Origin of the sequence: Mycobacterium sp. Root135, assembly GCF_001426545.1 — a bacterium.
GTDB lineage: Bacteria > Actinomycetota > Actinomycetes > Mycobacteriales > Mycobacteriaceae > Mycobacterium.
The window spans coordinates 572,544-588,828 of the sequence record NZ_LMEZ01000004.1 but is presented as its reverse complement, the minus strand read 5'-3'; the positions used below and the strand labels follow the sequence as shown (position 1 = coordinate 588,828).

At 68.1% G+C, this 16,285-nt stretch carries 18 protein-coding genes; 13 read left to right on the top strand and 5 right to left on the bottom strand.

The features are described 5' to 3' along the window. Nucleotides 1-3: 3 nt before the first annotated feature. A complete protein-coding gene (locus ASD37_RS10550) occupies nucleotides 4-1,212 on the bottom strand; it encodes a cytochrome P450 (protein ID WP_056550885.1) in 1,209 nt (402 codons plus the stop codon). 26 nt (nucleotides 1,213-1,238) lie between these two features. Then, nucleotides 1,239-2,834, bottom strand: a complete 1,596-nt coding sequence (locus ASD37_RS10545) for a Na+/H+ antiporter (RefSeq protein WP_056550884.1) — start codon at nucleotides 2,832-2,834, stop codon at nucleotides 1,239-1,241. Nucleotides 2,835-2,888: 54 nt separating this feature from the next. Here ASD37_RS10545 and ASD37_RS10540 point away from each other — a divergent pair, with 54 nt between their 5' ends. Genes ASD37_RS10540 through ASD37_RS10510 form a run of 7 tightly spaced genes read left to right on the top strand, consistent with a single transcriptional unit; the run spans nucleotide 2,889 to nucleotide 7,326 of the window. Continuing rightward, complete coding sequence (locus tag ASD37_RS10540; protein WP_056550883.1) at nucleotides 2,889-3,203, top strand: UBP-type zinc finger domain-containing protein; 315 nt, start codon at nucleotides 2,889-2,891, stop codon at nucleotides 3,201-3,203. A gap of 22 nt (nucleotides 3,204-3,225) precedes the next feature. After that, nucleotides 3,226-4,326 carry an ATP-grasp domain-containing protein gene (locus ASD37_RS10535; RefSeq protein WP_056550882.1) on the top strand — a complete coding sequence of 367 codons (1,101 nt, stop codon included), beginning with the start codon at nucleotides 3,226-3,228 and terminating at the stop codon, nucleotides 4,324-4,326. After that, a complete protein-coding gene (locus tag ASD37_RS10530) occupies nucleotides 4,323-4,757 on the top strand; it encodes a hypothetical protein (RefSeq protein ID WP_056550881.1) in 435 nt (144 codons plus the stop codon). The genes ASD37_RS10535 and ASD37_RS10530 overlap by 4 nt, the downstream gene beginning before the upstream one ends. A gap of 19 nt (nucleotides 4,758-4,776) precedes the next feature. Further along, the gene (locus ASD37_RS10525) at nucleotides 4,777-5,190 is read left to right on the top strand and encodes a rhodanese-like domain-containing protein (protein ID WP_056550880.1); all 414 of its coding nucleotides are present in this window, start codon (nucleotides 4,777-4,779) and stop codon (nucleotides 5,188-5,190) included. Next, complete coding sequence (locus tag ASD37_RS10520) at nucleotides 5,187-6,401, top strand: O-succinylhomoserine sulfhydrylase (RefSeq protein ID WP_056550879.1); 1,215 nt, start codon at nucleotides 5,187-5,189, stop codon at nucleotides 6,399-6,401. Before ASD37_RS10525 ends, ASD37_RS10520 begins: the two co-directional genes overlap by 4 nt. Then, nucleotides 6,402-6,776, top strand: coding sequence for a hypothetical protein (locus tag ASD37_RS10515; RefSeq protein ID WP_056550878.1), 375 nt, complete (start codon nucleotides 6,402-6,404; stop codon nucleotides 6,774-6,776). It abuts the gene before it with no gap. Nucleotides 6,777-6,807: 31 nt separating this feature from the next. Continuing rightward, nucleotides 6,808-7,326 carry a hypothetical protein gene (locus tag ASD37_RS10510; RefSeq protein WP_056550877.1) on the top strand — a complete coding sequence of 173 codons (519 nt, stop codon included), beginning with the start codon at nucleotides 6,808-6,810 and terminating at the stop codon, nucleotides 7,324-7,326. Between the two features lie 10 nt (nucleotides 7,327-7,336). Here the strand turns inward: ASD37_RS10510 and ASD37_RS10505 are convergent, their stop codons facing one another. Beyond that, complete coding sequence (locus ASD37_RS10505; RefSeq protein ID WP_056550876.1) at nucleotides 7,337-8,194, bottom strand: SDR family oxidoreductase; 858 nt, start codon at nucleotides 8,192-8,194, stop codon at nucleotides 7,337-7,339. A 117-nt stretch (nucleotides 8,195-8,311) separates the two neighbouring features. Between ASD37_RS10505 and ASD37_RS10500 the strand changes: the two genes are divergently transcribed. The 3 genes from ASD37_RS10500 to ASD37_RS10490 are packed head-to-tail and all read left to right on the top strand — an operon-like array spanning nucleotide 8,312 to nucleotide 10,231. After that, entirely contained in the window at nucleotides 8,312-8,809 is a 498-nt protein-coding gene (locus ASD37_RS10500) for a GNAT family N-acetyltransferase (RefSeq protein ID WP_056551061.1), read from the top strand. Next, nucleotides 8,806-9,921, top strand: coding sequence for an LLM class flavin-dependent oxidoreductase (locus ASD37_RS10495; protein WP_056550875.1), 1,116 nt, complete (start codon nucleotides 8,806-8,808; stop codon nucleotides 9,919-9,921). Before ASD37_RS10500 ends, ASD37_RS10495 begins: the two co-directional genes overlap by 4 nt. 19 nt (nucleotides 9,922-9,940) lie before the next feature. Further along, nucleotides 9,941-10,231 carry a hypothetical protein gene (locus tag ASD37_RS10490; protein WP_056550874.1) on the top strand — a complete coding sequence of 97 codons (291 nt, stop codon included), beginning with the start codon at nucleotides 9,941-9,943 and terminating at the stop codon, nucleotides 10,229-10,231. Here ASD37_RS10490 and ASD37_RS10485 read toward each other — a convergent pair. After that, on the bottom strand, nucleotides 10,228-10,968 hold the full coding sequence (locus ASD37_RS10485) for an MBL fold metallo-hydrolase (protein WP_056550873.1): 741 nt from the start codon (nucleotides 10,966-10,968) through the stop codon (nucleotides 10,228-10,230). The two genes, ASD37_RS10490 and ASD37_RS10485, sit on opposite strands and share 4 nt — an antisense overlap. Nucleotides 10,969-11,027: 59 nt before the next feature. On the opposite strand from ASD37_RS10485, the gene fgd reads away from it, so the two are divergent. Genes fgd through ASD37_RS10470 form a run of 3 tightly spaced genes read left to right on the top strand, consistent with a single transcriptional unit; the run spans nucleotide 11,028 to nucleotide 15,274 of the window. Continuing rightward, nucleotides 11,028-12,038 (top strand): glucose-6-phosphate dehydrogenase (coenzyme-F420), encoded by a 1,011-nt coding sequence (fgd, locus tag ASD37_RS10480; RefSeq protein ID WP_056550872.1) that lies wholly within the window; start codon nucleotides 11,028-11,030, stop codon nucleotides 12,036-12,038. 18 nt (nucleotides 12,039-12,056) lie between these two features. Next, nucleotides 12,057-14,129, top strand: a complete 2,073-nt coding sequence (pta, locus tag ASD37_RS10475) for a phosphate acetyltransferase (RefSeq protein ID WP_056550871.1) — start codon at nucleotides 12,057-12,059, stop codon at nucleotides 14,127-14,129. Continuing rightward, nucleotides 14,126-15,274, top strand: coding sequence for an acetate kinase (locus tag ASD37_RS10470; protein ID WP_056550870.1), 1,149 nt, complete (start codon nucleotides 14,126-14,128; stop codon nucleotides 15,272-15,274). Before pta ends, ASD37_RS10470 begins: the two co-directional genes overlap by 4 nt. On the opposite strand, the gene ASD37_RS32680 is transcribed toward ASD37_RS10470, so the two are convergent. Then, nucleotides 15,194-16,285: an HNH endonuclease signature motif containing protein gene (locus tag ASD37_RS32680; RefSeq protein ID WP_056550869.1), complete on the bottom strand. Its 1,092-nt coding sequence runs from the start codon at nucleotides 16,283-16,285 to the stop codon at nucleotides 15,194-15,196. The two genes, ASD37_RS10470 and ASD37_RS32680, sit on opposite strands and share 81 nt — an antisense overlap.

Here is a 16,285-nt window from a genome sequence, read left to right as displayed (position 1 = left end):
CTCCTAGAAACTGACGGCCAGCGAGCGCAGGCCGTAGATGAAGTGGAACGAGCGGAATTGGACGTCGTCGAAGTCCTCGGCCAGCGCGAGCTTCGGGAAGCGACGGAACAGTGCGGGCCAGGCAATCCGCATCTCCATCCGCGCGAGCGGTGCGCCGAGGCAGTGGTGCACGCCGTGGCCGAAGGCGAGGTGACCCGCTGCGCCGCGGTGAATGTCGAAAGCGTCTGGCGCATCGGTGAATTCCGGATCCCGGTTGGCCGACGGCAACGAGGCGAAGACCAGCTGGCCCTCGGGGATCGTCACCCCGTTGACCTCGACGTCGGTCGTGGTGACCCTGGGAATCGAGGTGTGCACGATCGACAGCCACCTCAGCATTTCCTCGACGGCCGGGCCGACGGCGTCGGGATCGTCGCGCACGGCGGCCAATTGGTCGGGGTTCCGCAGCAGCGCGAGGGTGCCCAACCCGAGCATGTTCGAGGTCGTCTCGTGGCCGGCGAGCAGCAGCAGGCTGGCGATGCCGATGAGCTCGTCGTCGGTGAGTTCGTCGCCGTGCTCGCGGACCAGCATGCCGAGGATGTCGTCGCCGGGATTGTTGCGGGCACGCGTCACCAGGGACTGCATGTAGGCGCGGCCCTGGCGTTGCATCTCGAGTCGCTCGGGGATCGGCAGTGACAGGTCGAGCTGGCGCACCGAGCGGGCCTGGAAGTCGGCTCGGTCTTCATACGGCACGCCGAGCAACTCGCAGATGACCAGTGACGGGATCGGCAGGGCGAAGTTCTCGACGAGGTCGACCGGCGACCCGGCGGCCTCCATCGCGTCGAGGTGTTCGGTGACGATGTCGGTGATCCTGGGCTCCAGCCGCTTGATCCGGCGGATGGTGAACTCGGGTGTCAGCATGCGGCGCAGCCGTTGGTGTTCCGGCGGGTCGAGGCCGAGCAGGTTGCCCGCCCTGGTGCTCGCCACCTCCTCGTCGGACATCACCGGAGCCCCGGGAACCACGAAGCCCGGCGGCCGTGAGTTGGAGAAGTACTCGTGGTCGGAAAGCACCCGCTTGACGTCATCGTGCCTGGTGACCAGGTACACCGGCACGCCCAGCGCGTTGACCACCCGCTCGACGCCGGCGCCCCGGCGGATTTCACCCAGCTCGGGCGTGGGGTCGAACGCGTCGCGGCGCATGTGCACGGGGGGCAACGAGGGAGCCGATGTGGTCATGACATCGACGGTACCGACGCGTTCGCCTAGTCGCGGTCGAGCGTCGCTTCCTCGAGGTCGAGCCCCCGCAGCACCGACCTGAGCACTTCGTCGTCGATCCGGCCGGCGTCGCGCTCGGCGATGAACGTCTCCCGCTCGGCTCTGAGCATCTCGAGGCGCAACCGCCGGAACGCCGCCGCGGGGCCCTCGCCGATCTCGTCGTCGCTGCGCCCCAACTGCTCCCACGCGGCGTTGCTGCGACGGTCGTTCCAGTGGCGCAGGATCGTGGCGGCGCGTTCGGGGACGTCGGTGTCGGGGCGCTGATGGGCCATGATCTCGTCGAGCCGGTCGGCCGCGGCCTGGGCCGCCTTGGTCTGGGCGGCGGCCTCGGCGAGGGCGTCCTGATGGGCGTCGTCGCCGGGCACGTCGAGCACCTTGATGATCCACGGCAGGGTCAGCCCGTGCAGCAGCAGCGTGCCGACGACGACCACGAAGGTGAGGAACACCAGCTGCGGCCGGCCCGGGAACTCCTCGCCCGACAGCGTGGTGACGGGGACGGCGAACGCGGCGGCCAGCGACACCACGCCGCGCATCCCCGCCCAGGCGACGATGAACACCTGGGACTTGGTTGGCGCCTCCTCGTTCTCCCTGATGCGGCGCGACAGCTTGCGCGGCACGTACGCCATCAGGAACACCCAGACGATCCGGACGCCGATCACCGTCGCCAGCACCGCCGCCGAGGCGATCGCCAGAACCTGGGCGGAAATGCCCTTCAGCTCGGCGACCACCGTGGGGAGCTGCAGTCCGATCAGCAGGAAGGCGAACGACTCGAGGACGAACTGCAGCGTCTTCCAGACCGCGGTGTCCTGCAGGCGGGTGGCGTAGCTGGCCTTCGTCGAGCGCTGGCCGAGGATCAGCGCCGCCACGACCACGGCGATCACGCCGGAACCGTGGACTTCCTCGGCGAGCAGGTAGATGAAGAACGGTGCGACGAGGCCGATGGCGCTCTCCACCAACGAGTCGCCGAGCCAGGTCCTGACGTAGACGATGAGCGAGCCCGTGGCCAGACCGATGACGGTGCCACCGACCGCGGCGAGGGCGAAGGTGAACACCGGCGTGCCCCAGCTGCTCGCGGTGCCGATCGCCGCCGCGAGGGCGACCTTGTAGGCGGTCAGCGCCGTCGCGTCGTTGAGCAGGCTCTCGCCGCCGAGCAGCGTCATGATCTGGCGCGGCAGACCGAGCCTGCGACCGATTGCCGTTGCGGACACCGCGTCGGGCGGCGCGACGATGGCGCCGAGGGTCAGCGCCGCGGCGAGGGTCAACTCGGGCACCGTGTGATACGCGACGATGCCGACGGCGAAGGTGGTCACCAGGGGCAGCCCGACCGCCAGCAGGCCGATCCTGCGGGTGTTCTTGCGCATCGCGACGTAGCTGCTCTCCAGGCCCGCCGACCACAGCAGGGGCGGCAGGATGACGAACAGCACCAGGTCCGGTTCCAGTTCGATGCCGTCGACGCCGGGAATCAAGCCGGCCAGCAGGCCGGCGACCACCAGCGCCAAGGGTCCCGAGACGTCGTATCGGCGCGCGATCCCGGCGAGTACCACCGACGCCACGAGCACCGCGAGCAATGAGGCTCCACCCACGCTGCCAACCCCTTCTGTCCATGACCCGACTGGGGCCGCCCTATTCTTGACGGCATGCGGAGGAGAACGCGACAGCGCGACGTGAATTCCCCGCCGGCCCCGTCGACGTGCGAGCACTTGGCCGAGGCCGTCGACGCTGCCGAGCCGGAACCTCAGACGCCGGGCTTCTGCCAAGAATGCGAAGAACTCGGTGAGAGTACCTGGGCGCACCTCCGGATGTGCCTGTCTTGTGGGCACGTCGGCTGCTGCGACTCGAGCCCGCACAAGCATGCCAACCGGCATTTCCACGAGACCGAGCACCCGGTCATGCGGTCGGTGGAGCCGGGGGAGAACTGGCGGTGGTGCTACGTCGACATCCGGCTCGGCTGAGCGTCTGGCAGGGTGACAGGCGATGACTGAAAGCACCGAGCGACCCTCCACGACGGTCCTGCTCCTCGGCAGTGGGGACACGGGTCCCGAGTTGGCGCTGGCCTTCGAACGCCTCGGGGTCGCCGCCGTCCGAATCGACGAGTGCGCCGACGCCGACGCGATGACCGCCCTGCTCGACGAACACCAGCCGGACTACGTCGTCGCCGTGTCCCACGAGGTGTCAGCCGCGGTGCTCATCGCCGCGGCCGAACGCGAGTCGGTCGAGGTGTTCCCGACGCCGCGCGCCACCCGTCTCGGCGCCGATCGCGAGGGGCTTCGCAAGCTGGCCGGCGACGAGCTGGGCCTTCCGACCGTGCCGTTCTGGTTCGCGTCCTCGGCCGAGGAACTGGCGGCGGTGGCAGACCACGCCGGCTTTCCCCTGGTGGTCACCCCGCTGTTCGGCACCGTGACCGACGGGCAGTCGGTGGTGACGCGGGCCGACGACGTGGACGCGGCCTGGCAGCTTGCGGCCGCGGCGCTGCCGACGCCGCCCAATCGGGTGATGGCCGAGACCGTCGTCGAGGTCGACGAAGAGGTCACGCTGCTGACCGTGCGCACCACCGAGCCGTCCGGGCCCGCGGTGCAGTTCTGTGAACCGATCGGGCATCGCAGGAGCGACGGCCAACCGCTGGAGACGTGGCAGCCGCAGCGGTTGTCGCTCGCCGCGCTGGACGCCGCGCGTTCCATCGCGGCCCGCATCGTCCACTCGCTTGGCGGCCGCGGAGTGTTCGCCGTCGAATTGCTGGTGCACGGCGACGAGGTGTACTTCACCACGGTCGACGCCCAACCGTCCGAGGTCGGGCTGGTAACCCTTCGCTCGCAACGGCTTTCGCAGTACGAGTTGCACGCCAGGGCCATCCTCGGGTTGTCCCTCGACACGATCATGATTTCTCCGGCAGCCGCCAGGACCGGCGCTCGTCGCGACGTCCCAGCGGGCGCACTGAAGGAAGCCCTCGACGTGCCGGAGAGCGACGTCCGACTGCTCGCGACGACGTCGGCCGCCATCGCGACGGCCCCCGACGTGGTCCGGGCCCGCGACCGGGCACACCGGGTGTCCACCGTCGTGCACGGACTCGGGTCGTGAGCGAGCCGGAACCCGAGCCCGACCGTCCGACTCTTGCCCCGTTCCTCGGTGGGTTGGCGATCTTCGCGCTCGTCATCCTCGGAATCGTCTTGTTCAACGTGTTCGGATCGGACACCACGACGCCGGGGGACCAGGTGGCGAAGGCGGCCGTCGGGCAGAACGACGCGATGCAACGCCAGGACTACGGCAAGTTCCGTGACTTCACCTGTCGCGCGAAGCAGGGGGCCGAGGCGGACTTCCTGGCGCGCCAACGGGATTCGGTGGCCAAGCATGGTGAGCGCTACCTCGACGACGTCACCGACATCACCGTCGACGGTGCGCGCGCGTCGGCCACGGTCACCTATCACTTCGACAAGACCGCCGAGACGAAGACTCCCGGCGAGGTGGGCTTCGTCCAGGAGGACGGAGCCTGGAAGGTTTGCACCGACTAGATATGGGACACTCGCGGTCGTGAGTTATGCGGGAGACATCACCCCTGAAGAGGCGTGGAAGCTGTTGGCGGACGATCCCGAGGCCGTGCTGGTCGACTGTCGCACCGAGGCCGAGTGGCGCTTCGTCGGCGTGCCCGATACGTCGTCGCTGCGCCGCGACGTCGTCTACGTCGAGTGGAATCGCTCCGACGGTTCGCACAACGACCGCTTCGTCGACGATCTGGTCTCCGCCGGGGTGACTCCCGGTGAGCGTCCGGTGGTCTTCCTGTGTCGTTCCGGGAATCGCTCCATCGGTGCGGCGGAGGCCGCCACCGGGGCGGGGATGGCGCCGTCCTTCAACGTGCTCGACGGGTTCGAGGGCAACCTCGACGAGGCGGGCCATCGCGGCGCTACCGGCTGGAAGGCCGTCGGCCTGCCCTGGAGGCAGTCATGACAGAACCAGTGCCAAGCGTCCGCATCCCCAAGGCGTTGCCCGACGGTGTCAGCCAGGAGACCATCGGGGTTCGTGGCGGCCTGCTGCGGTCCAACTTCGAGGAGACCTCCGAGGCCCTGTACCTGACGTCGGGTTACGTCTACGCCACGGCCGCCGACGCGGAGAAGGCGTTCACCGGCGAGATCGACCGGTATGTCTACTCGCGCTACGGCAACCCGACTATCTCGATGTTCGAGGAGCGCCTTCGGCTGATCGAGGATGCGCCTGCGGCGTTCGCGACGGCAACGGGCATGGCGGCGGTCTTCACCGCCCTCGGTGCCCTTCTCGGTGCCGGCGATCGACTGGTCGCCGCGCGCAGCCTGTTCGGTTCGTGCTTCGTGGTGTGCAGCGAGATCCTGCCGCGCTGGGGTGTCGAGGTCGTCTTCGTGGACGGCGAGGACCTCGCGCAGTGGGAGGAGGCGCTTTCGGTCCCCACTCAGGCGGTGTTCTTCGAGACGCCGTCCAACCCGATGCAGTCGCTGGTCGACATCGCCGCGGTCTCCGACCTCGCCCACGCGGCGGGCGCAAAGGTGGTGCTGGACAACGTCTTCGCGACGCCACTACTGCAGCAGGGCATGCCGCTTGGTGCCGACGTCGTCGTGTACTCCGGCACCAAGCACATCGACGGTCAGGGCCGGGTGCTCGGTGGGGCGATCCTGGGGGACAAGGAGTTCGTCGACGGGCCGGTGCAGAAGCTGATGCGCCACACCGGCCCTGCCATCAGTGCGTTCAACGCGTGGACCATGCTCAAGGGTCTCGAGACGATGGCGGTGCGGGTGAACCACTCGAACGCCTCGGCGCAGCGGGTCGCGGAATTCCTACAGGACCACTCGGCGGTGTCGTGGGTGAAGTACCCGTTCCTGGAAAGCCATCCGCAGTACGACCTTGCCAAGCGTCAGATGCGCGGCGGCGGCACCGTGGTGACGTTCGAGTTGGCCGGCGGCACCAAGCAGAGTGCGTTCGACGTGCTCGACAAGCTTCAGGTGATCGACATTTCTAACAATCTGGGCGACGCCAAGTCGTTGATCACCCACCCCGCCACGACGACGCACCGTGCGATGGGCCCGGAGGGTCGGGCGGCGATCGGCCTCGGTGACGCGGTGGTGCGGGTGTCCATCGGGCTGGAGGGCACCGAGGATCTCATCGCGGACCTGGATCGGGCGCTGAGCTAGGTGTCGCGTGCGACTGCGGCCAAGAAGGCACGCCGCAAGAAGCGGGCCGTCACGCGCAACGACAGGTGGCTGCCAGACGAGATGCACGCCGAGATCAAGGGAGTCGCGCGCATCGCGAACGAGATCATCCCGCGCGGTTGGGAATTCGACCACGACTTCTCGACCGACGACTTCGTCACCTGGTACTACCCGCCGTCAGCGGCCGAGGACGATGCCGACGAGTCGGTCGAGCCGGTGACCAGGATCTGGCTGACCGATCCCGACGAGCCGCACGTGATCCTCGTCGGTTCCGGTGAGGATGACGGCGACGTGGCGCTCACCGTCGACGAGCTGTTCGCCCGCCTCGACGAGTTCGAGGGTCACCGGACGGGCTGAGTCTGTCGGTCGCCGCACGTACTCTCGTCCCATGTCGGGCTCGGATCATCTGGTGTACTACCTGCGCGGGACACCGGATCGCTTCGCCGGCGCCTCCGACTCTATCGAGGTTCCCCGGGTGTACGAATCGGAGGACGAGGCACGCGCCGAGCTGAGCGTCGTCATGACGCTGAGCCGCATGGTTCACGGTGACGCCGTCGCCGACTCGGCCAGCTGGTTCCTGCAGACCGCCGACGTGGCGAGTCCGCCGACCATCGACGAGGAGCAGGTGTTCCACGGATACCTGCTCGCCGACACCGTCTACCCGCTCGCGGGTGGCTGGAGCGAGCTGCTCGACGCCTTCGACTGGGAGCCGTTCGTCTGCGAAATCGAGCGGGCTCGGGCACATCGGGCTCGGCTGCCGTGGCAGCGAGACATGTTGGGCCAGTTCAGCATCGAGACGTGTCGGCCGACGTGCTCGATCGACTACTCGTTCTTCCGGTTCACGCCGGTGGCGTCGGAACTGCTGGTGCGCCCGCTGAACGTCTACGTGACCGAGCCGCTCTTCTAGTCCGCGCGGGCTAGTCCGACTTCTCGAGCACGCCGACCGCAGCCTGCGCGCGGTCCTCGTAGGCCTTGCGCGCCGTGGTGTCGAACTGCAGGAAGACGTGGTCGTTGCCCATCTGCTTGGACAGCCAACGCCTGCCGCGCGGTCCGAGCATCGAGGTGACGGCGCCGACGAAGCGCAGCGGGCCTGGCACCGAGACGTGGGTCTTCGGCTTGTCGAGTGACTTCACGATGGCCGCCGCGATGTCCTCGGGTTCGACCGGCTTCTGCGCGCCGGTGTTCTTGGTGCCCGAGATCAGTTCGGTGTTGGTGAACGTCGGCAGGATGCAGGTGACCTCGACGCCCTGCGGCGCGAACTCGTCGGCCATCGCGGTGGTGAGGCCGACGACGGCGAACTTGGTTCCGGCGTAGACGACCTGGCCGGGTACCGCGACCATGCCTGCCATCGACGCGATGTTGACGACGTGTCCGCGGCGGCGGCGCACCATTTCGGGCAGCACCAGCTGGCAGCCGGTGAGCACGCCGTAGAAGTTGACCTCGATGGAGGAGCGGATCGACTGCTCGGACTGCTCGAGGAACGGGCCGACGGGCATGACGCCCGCGTTGTTGATCAGGACGTCGATGTGGCCGTCGCCGTCGGTGCGTGCCTTGTCGAGGAACATTTCGAATGATTCCCGGTCGGTCACGTCGAGGGGATAGCCGGTGACCTGGCCGTACTTTGCCAAGCCGGTTACTGCCGATTCGAGCACCGCGACGTCGCGGTCTCCGATGACCACCCGCGCGCCGCGGTTGAGAAGAGCCTTGGCGGTGGCGTGTCCGATGCCGCGGGCGGCTCCGGTGATGGCGACGGTTCTGCCCCTGATGTTGTCCATGCGGAAAAACTTTACACGTGTCAAGTTTGGATCCCAAGAGGGAGTTCTTTCGATCAGCACGAGCTGATGGCCGCGGCGCGGAATGCGGGCGGCCAGTTGGCGGTAGACATGAAGGTGATGACTCTGCCCACCGTCGACGGACTGCGATTCGTCACCGTCGGCCAGGACGACGCGCTGGCCGAGCCGCTGATGGCTGAACTCGCCGTCGAGTACTCCACCCGCTACGGCGGCACACCCGCGACGGTGACCTCGTGGCTGCGCGGCTTCCCGGCGGCCCAGTTCGCAGCGCCAACGGGCGGCATGCTGATCGGGCTGGTCGACGGCACCCCCGTGACGGGCGGCGCGTTCTGCCGCTTCGACGAGCACACCGCCGAACTCAAGCGCATTTGGACCGACAGCGGGCATCGTCGCCGCGGTTTGGGACGGGTGCTGCTCGTCGAGCTCGAGGCCGCGATCGTCGAGCGTGGCTACCGCCGCGTCTACCTGACCACCGGCGACCGCCAGCCCGAGGCCGAGGCCCTCTACCTGGCCGCCGGCTACACCAGACTCACCGAACCGCTGCCTGCCGACGGCGACGTCTACCCGATTGCCTTCGCGAAGGAGCTGCAGCCGTGACCGTGCCGCTGTCCATCCTCGACCTCGCGCCGATCAGCGAGGGCGGCGACGCCGCCACTGCGCTGCGCAACACCGTCGACCTCGCTCAGCACGCCGAACGCTGGGGCTATCGCCGGTACTGGCTCGCCGAGCACCACTTCGTCTCCGTGGCGAGTTCGTCGCCCGCGGTGCTTATCGGCCAATTGGCCGCGGCCACCGAGCGCATCCAGGTCGGTGCGGCCGCCGTCCAGCTCGGCTACACCACGGCCGTTGCGGTGGTGGAGAGCTTCGGCATCCTCGACGCGCTGTACCCCGGTCGCGTCGACCTCGGGGTGGGGCGTTCCGGCCAACGCCGCCGGGAGGAGATCACCGCGACGATGCCTGCCGGGCCGGCGAAGGCTCCCCGGGTCTGGCAGGAGGTCGACGGCGTCGTCGTCCCGACGCCGTTCGACCTGAGCGCCATGATGCGCAACCCGCGCCTGCGGGCCCGAATGTCGGTGTTGCAGCAGCCCGAAGCCAACGCCCCGGACTTCGCCGACCAGGTCGCCGACATCCTCGCCATGGTCGACGGCACCTACCGCGTCGACGGCGTCGAGGTGCACGCCGTGCCGGGGGAGGGAGCTGCGTTGCGGCCGTGGGTGTTCGGCAGCAGCAAGGGCCAGAGTGCAAGGGTGGCTGCGAAGTTCGGTCTCCCGTTCGTCGCGAGCTACCACATCACGCCGGCGACGGCGCTCGAGGCCGTCGACGTCTACCGCGAGAACTTCCAACCGTCGGCCGCTCTTCGGGAGCCCTACGTCGTGGTGTCCGCCGACGTCGTGGTGGCCGACGACACCGCCACCGCCGAACAACTCGCGTCGTCTTACGGACAGTGGGTCTACGCCATCCGTGCGGGCGACGGCGCCGTGCCGTACCCCGACCCGGCATCCACGCAACCCCTGACGACCGAGCAGCTGGACGTGGTCAAGGATCGCACCGCAACGCAATTCGTCGGCGACCCCGATCAGGTTGCCCATCGTCTCGACGCGTTGCAACGGCTCAGCGGTGCCGACGAACTGGTGATCACCTCCGTCACCCACCGCCACGCCGACCGGCTGCGGTCCCACGAGCTGATCGCCACGCGGTGGGGGTTGTAGGGGCGGCTACGCTCGAAGGATGCTCTCTGAGCTGATCGTGGGCTGGCTGATCATGGCCGCGGGCCTGTTGACCTTCGTCGCAGGGGTGGGGCTGCGCTCCCACGTCGGCAAGCGGCCCAACGAGCGAGTCGGCCGGGCGCTGAGCAGGTTTCGGGAGTCGTCGGTCGGCAGCGCCCTCTACGGGCCCGTCGCCTCGGACGCGCGCGACCCAGAGGAACTCGACCAGACGATCCTCATGCCGACGATCGTGCTTGGGTGCGGCTTCCTGCTGACCGGAATCTTCTTGCTCGGGTACGAACTGCTTACTTAGCTAGCGGCCGCCGCGGCTGCTAGCTTCGCCGCCTCGCGGACCGAACCCCGCCAGGCCGGCCCGTGACCCGGCAGCAGCACCTCGGCGTCCAGCACTTCCAACGCCGAGAGGCTGCGGACGCAGGCGGCCTGATCGTGGTTGAACAGACCGGGAAGCAGTTGCGGGCCGCGGTGCGACGACACCGGGTGTCCGGTGACGAGAGCGTCCCCGCTGACGAGCACGCCGTCAACCAGATACGAGCAGTGCCCGCCGGTGTGGCCGGGCGTCGCGATGACCGTCGGCGTTCCGGGCAGTGCCGCTGCCACCTCGTCGGTGAGGGCGTGCGCGGTGGGGATGGCGGCGCGCGTCAGTGCGCCGACGCGGGTGATGTCGAAGGACCACTTCAGATACTTCGGCTGCCAGGCCTTGGCCGCCAGCGCGATCGGCGACACCTGCTCGAGGTAGTCGCGATGGGCGTGTCCCACCTCGCTGGCGTGGCAAAACACCGGCGTCCCATGGGTTTTCGCAAACCAAATGGCTGAGCCGAAATGGTCGACGTGGGCGTGGGTGAGCAGGATCGCGTGAATGTCGTCGACGTCGAAGCCAAGCTGACGCACCGAGTCGAGGACTTCGTCGCGTTGACCTGGGAAGCCAGCATCGATGATTACGACACCACTGCCATCGGTGACCAGCGTCCAGTTGACCAGGTCGGTCTGGGCGAAGTGCACGGAGTCGGTGATGGCTGTTAGGGCCGCCATGTGAGGAGTGTATCGAGACGGGTGGAATATCCCGTCGGCCCCAGGAGTAGAAAAGAAGCGTGGCTGAACTCAAGTTGGGATACAAGGCGTCGGCGGAACAGTTCGCCCCGCGGGAACTCGTCGAGCTGGCCGTTGAGGCCGAGGCGCACGGCATGGACAGCGCGACTGTCAGTGATCACTTCCAGCCGTGGCGCCACGAGGGCGGGCACGCGCCGTTCTCGCTGGCGTGGATGACGGCCGTCGGCGAGCGCACCAAGCGGCTAGTGCTCGGCACCTCGGTGCTGACGCCGACCTTCCGCTACAACCCGGCGGTGATCGCGCAGGCGTTCGCCACGATGGGATGTCTGTACCCCGACCGGATCTTCCTCGGCGTTGGCACCGGCGAGTCGCTCAACGAGATCGCCACCGGCTTCGAGGGCGAGTGGCCGGAGTTCAAGGAGCGCTACGCGCGGCTGCGTGAATCCGTCCGCCTCATGCGCGAGCTGTGGCTTGGCGACCGCGTCGACTTCGAGGGTGAGTACTACAAGACCAAGGGCGCGTCCATCTACGACGTCCCCGAGGGTGGCATCCCGATCTACATCGCCGCCGGCGGGCCCCAGGTGGCCAAGTACGCGGGCCGCGCGGGTGACGGGTTCATCTGCACCTCCGGCAAGGGCGAGGAGCTCTACAAGGACAAGCTCATCCCCGCGGTGAAGGAAGGCGAGGAGGCCGCTGGAAAGGCCCCCGACGCCATCGACCGGATGATCGAGATCAAGATCTCCTACGACACCGATCCCGAGCTGGCGCTGGAGAACACCCGCTTCTGGGCGCCGCTGTCGTTGACCGCCGAGCAGAAGACCAACATCCACGACCCGCTGGAGATGGAGAAGGCCGCCGACGAACTGCCCATCGAGCAGGTCGCCAAGCGCTGGATCGTCGCGTCGGATCCCGACGAGGCCGTCGCCAAGGTCAAGGACTACGTCGACTACGGACTCAACCACCTCGTCTTCCACGCCCCGGGCCACGACCAGCGCCGCTTCCTGGAGCTCTTCCAGCGCGACCTGGAGCCGCGGCTGCGGAAGCTCGGCTGATTTGGCAGGCTGGCACTCGTGACCCCAACGAGTGTTTCGGCCATATACATAGCGTCGCCCGAAGGGGACACCGGAAAGTCGACGATCGCGCTGGGCATTCTGCACCGCCTCGCCGCGACCGTCGCCAAGGTTGGGGTGTTCCGCCCGATCACCCGCATGGGCGAGGATCGCGACTACATCCTCGACCTGCTGATCGCCCACACCACGGCGGGCCTGAGCTACGGCGAGTGCGTCGGCGTCGGCTATCAGCAGCTGCACGACGACCCCGATTCGGCGCTGTCGGAGATCGTCGACCGCTACCACCAGGTGGCCGAACGGTGTGACGCCGTCCTGATCGTCGGCAGCGACTACACCGACGTCGCATCGCCGAGCGAGTTGTCGGTCAACGCGCGGATCGCCGTCAACCTTGGGGCGCCCATCGTCCTCGCCGTGCGCGCCGCCGACCGCACTCCGGAGGACGTCGCCCACGTCGTCGAGTTGTGTCTGGCCGAGATCGCAGGCCAGCACGCCCACACCGCCGCGGTGGTGGCCAACCGGTGCGATCCGGCCGAGCTGACCGCGGTCGCCGAGGCGCTCAAGCGCGTCGCCCCGAAGAGCTACGTGCTTCCGGAGGAGCCTCTTCTGGTGGCGCCCTCGGTCGCGGAGCTGACGGTTGCCGTCCATGGCGCGGTGATGAGCGGTGACGAAGACCTGCTGCACCGTGAGGCGCTCGGCGTCCTCGTCGCGGGGATGACGGCCGAGCACGTGCTGGAGCGGCTGCGCGAGGGCATGGCGGTGATCACGCCGGGTGACCGTTCCGACGTCGTGCTGGCCGTCGCGAGTGCGCATGCGGCAGAAGGCTTTCCGTCGCTGTCGTGCATGATCCTCAACGGTGGCCTGCCACTGCACCCGTCGATCGCGGCGCTGGTATCCGGCCTTGGCCTGCGGCTGCCGGTCGTCACCACTGAGCTCGGAACCTACGACACCGCGCGGGCCGTGGCGTCGGCTCGCGGACGCGTGACGGCCGACTCGAATCGCAAGATCGACACCGCGCTGTCCTTGATGGACACCTACGTAGACACCGCTGATCTACTTGCGCAGCTGTCTATTTCGGTGCCGTCGGTGGTGACGCCCCAGATGTTCACCTACCAGTTGCAGGACCGGGCACGCTCGGACCGCAAGCGGATCGTGCTGCCGGAGGGTGACGACGACCGCATCCTCAAGGCGGCGGGCCGGCTGCTGCAGCGGTCGGTGGCCGACCTGACCATCCTCGGCGAGGAGTCCGCGATCCGGGCCCGCGCAGCGGAATTGGGCGTCGACCTCTCGGCGGCCACGGTGGTCGACCCGCAGACCAGTGAGCTGTGCGACAAGTTTGCCGAGCAGTACGCCGAACTGCGCAAGCGCAAGGGTGTGACTGTGGAGCAGGCGCGCGAGACCATTCACGACGTGTCGTACTTCGGCACGATGCTGGTGCACAACGGTATGGTGGACGGTATGGTCTCCGGGGCCAAACACACCACCGCGCATACGGTTCGGCCCGCGTTCGAGATCATCAAGACGCTTCCCGACGTGTCGACGGTGTCGAGCATCTTCCTGATGTGCCTCGCCGACGAGGTGCTGGCCTATGGTGACTGCGCGATCGTGCCCGACCCCACGGCCGAGCAGCTCGCCGACATCGCCATCTCGTCGGCGCGCACCGCCGCGCAATTCGGCATCGAGCCCCGGGTGGCGATGCTGTCCTACTCGACGGGTACGTCGGGTACGGGTGCCGACGTCGACAAGGTAAGGACGGCAACCGAATTGGTGCGATCCCGGGAACCCGACCTGTTGGTCGAGGGGCCCATCCAGTACGACGCCGCGGTGGAGCCGTCGGTGGCGGCCACCAAGATGCCCGACTCCAAGGTGGCGGGCCGGGCGACGGTGCTGATCTTCCCTGACCTCAACACGGGCAACAACACCTACAAGGCGGTACAGCGCAGCGCGGGTGCGATCGCCATCGGGCCGGTGCTGCAGGGGCTCAACAAACCGGTCAACGACCTGTCGCGGGGCGCGCTCGTCGAGGACATCGTCAACACCGTGGCGATCACCGCAATCCAGGCGCAGGGCAAGTGAGCGCCGCGCGCACCGTGCTGGTGCTGAACTGTGGGTCGTCGTCGTTGAAATATGCCGTGGTCGAGCCGGATTCGGGACGTCAGCTGGCCGACGGCATCGTCGAGCGGATCGGCGCCGGACCGATCGCCGACCACGAGGCAGCGCTGCGGGCGGCGTTCGACGAGCTGTCCGAGGCCGGGCTTGATCTGGATTCGTTGGGGTTGGTGGCGGTCGGTCACCGCGTCGTGCACGGCGGGCCAGACCTGTACCGGCCGACGGTCGTCGACGACGCGCTGATTGCCACGCTGGAGACGCTCGCGCCGTTGGCTCCGTTGCACAACCCGCCGGCGATCGTCGGCATCGAGGTGGCCCGCAAGGTGCTACCGGATCTGCCGCACGTGGCGGTGTTCGACACGGCGTACTTCCATGATCTGCCCGCCGCCGCCGCGCACTACGCCATTCCGCGAGACGTGGCCTCGCAGTGGCACATTCGCCGCTACGGATTCCATGGCACGTCGCACCAGTACGTCAGCGAGCAGGCGGCGGTGTTCCTCGGTGTTCCGTTGGAATCGCTCAACCAGATCGTGCTGCACCTTGGCAACGGCGCGTCGGCGTCGGCGATCGTGGGCGGCCGGCCGCAGGACACGTCCATGGGCTTGACGCCGATGGAGGGGTTGGTGATGGGCACCCGCTCTGGCGACGTCGACCCGGGCGTCATCATGTACCTGAACCGGACGGCGGGCATGAGCATGGCCGACATCGAGACGATGCTCAACCGGCAATCGGGCGTTCTTGGCCTTGGCGGGGAGATCGACTTCCGGCAGCTGCACCGTCTCATCGAGGCCGGCGACACGGATGCCCAATTGGCTTACGAGGTCTACATTCACCGGCTGCGCAAGTACATCGGCTCCTATCTGGCGCTGCTCGGCAACACCGACGTCATCACGTTCACCGCCGGGGTTGGCGAGAACGACGCCGCGGTCCGCCGGGATGCGCTCAGCGGTCTCGCACCGCTCGGCATCGAACTCGACGAGCATCTCAACGACAGCCCGGCGCGCTCACCCCGGCGGATCTCGTTCGAGACGTCACCCACGACGGTCCTCGTCATCCCCACCGACGAGGAGCTGGCCATCGCCAGGGCGTGCGCCGGCGTCGTCGACGGCTAGCTCCTGCTCGTTGAGTTCGCGGTCGCGTTGGATTCGGTTGGCGCGGTCTTCGGCGCGGGTGGTCTTGCGGCGTGGCATGGTCAGCCCGGCGGTGTGACTCACCGGAACACCGCTTGCCTGGACGCTTGCGGTGGGTTTGGACAGTTCGGGGAAGAGCAGGCGGCTGCCCGGTGTGGTGACGTACGTGCGGCCGTCGGGTGCGGTCCACACAATGGTGCCGTCATCGAGTTGCTCGTCGCGCCAACCCCTTTGGCCGCCCCAGAACGTTTTGAGCAAGTGGTGTCTTCGGCATAAACACTTCAGGTTGGACGCCGCCGTGGGCCCGTATGGCCACGGAATCGTATGGTCGACATCACAATTCGTCGCCGGCACGCGGCAGCCCGGGAAGCGGCAGGTCATGTCGCGGCAGCGGACGAAGTCGGCCAGCCTCTTAGAGGGGCGGTAGCGGGGTTCCGGTGGGGCTTGCCCGGGGTGGACGATCGCGGTGATGGTGGCTCCGACAGTGGCGCGGCAGGCGATCGCCCCGGGGAGGAACTGTCCACCCATCAGGGCGGCGGGTCGAAGCTGGGCGAGGCGTCCCGGGGTGGGGGTGAGGGCTTCGGTGAGGGTCAGTTCGCGCAGGGGCTTGGTGAACAGGGCTGGGGGTTCGCCGTCGAGGGCGGTGGGCTCGTTTGACTCCGCCGGTGCCGCGGCCTCATTCGGCTCGTCAGACGTCGGAGGCTCACTGGGTACGTCGGGTGTCGGCGCAGGCGGCGGTGAAGCGGGCGCGGGCCGTTCGTCGAGGGTGTCCGCGCTCGCGATCACGTAGACGACGACTCCGGTCGATGGCGGGTTCTCCCCGGCGGGGCAGTCGTCGCTTTCGCAGAGGCAGGCGAGACGATCAGCCCCGTGAGATATGACTCCGATGGCGTCGGCGCGGCGTTGGTCCTTGGTCCGGGGATCGGCGGGGCACACGGTCTTGGCGATCGCGCTCAACCGCGCGTCGAAGGCCTTCGCGTCGGTGGCGAACAA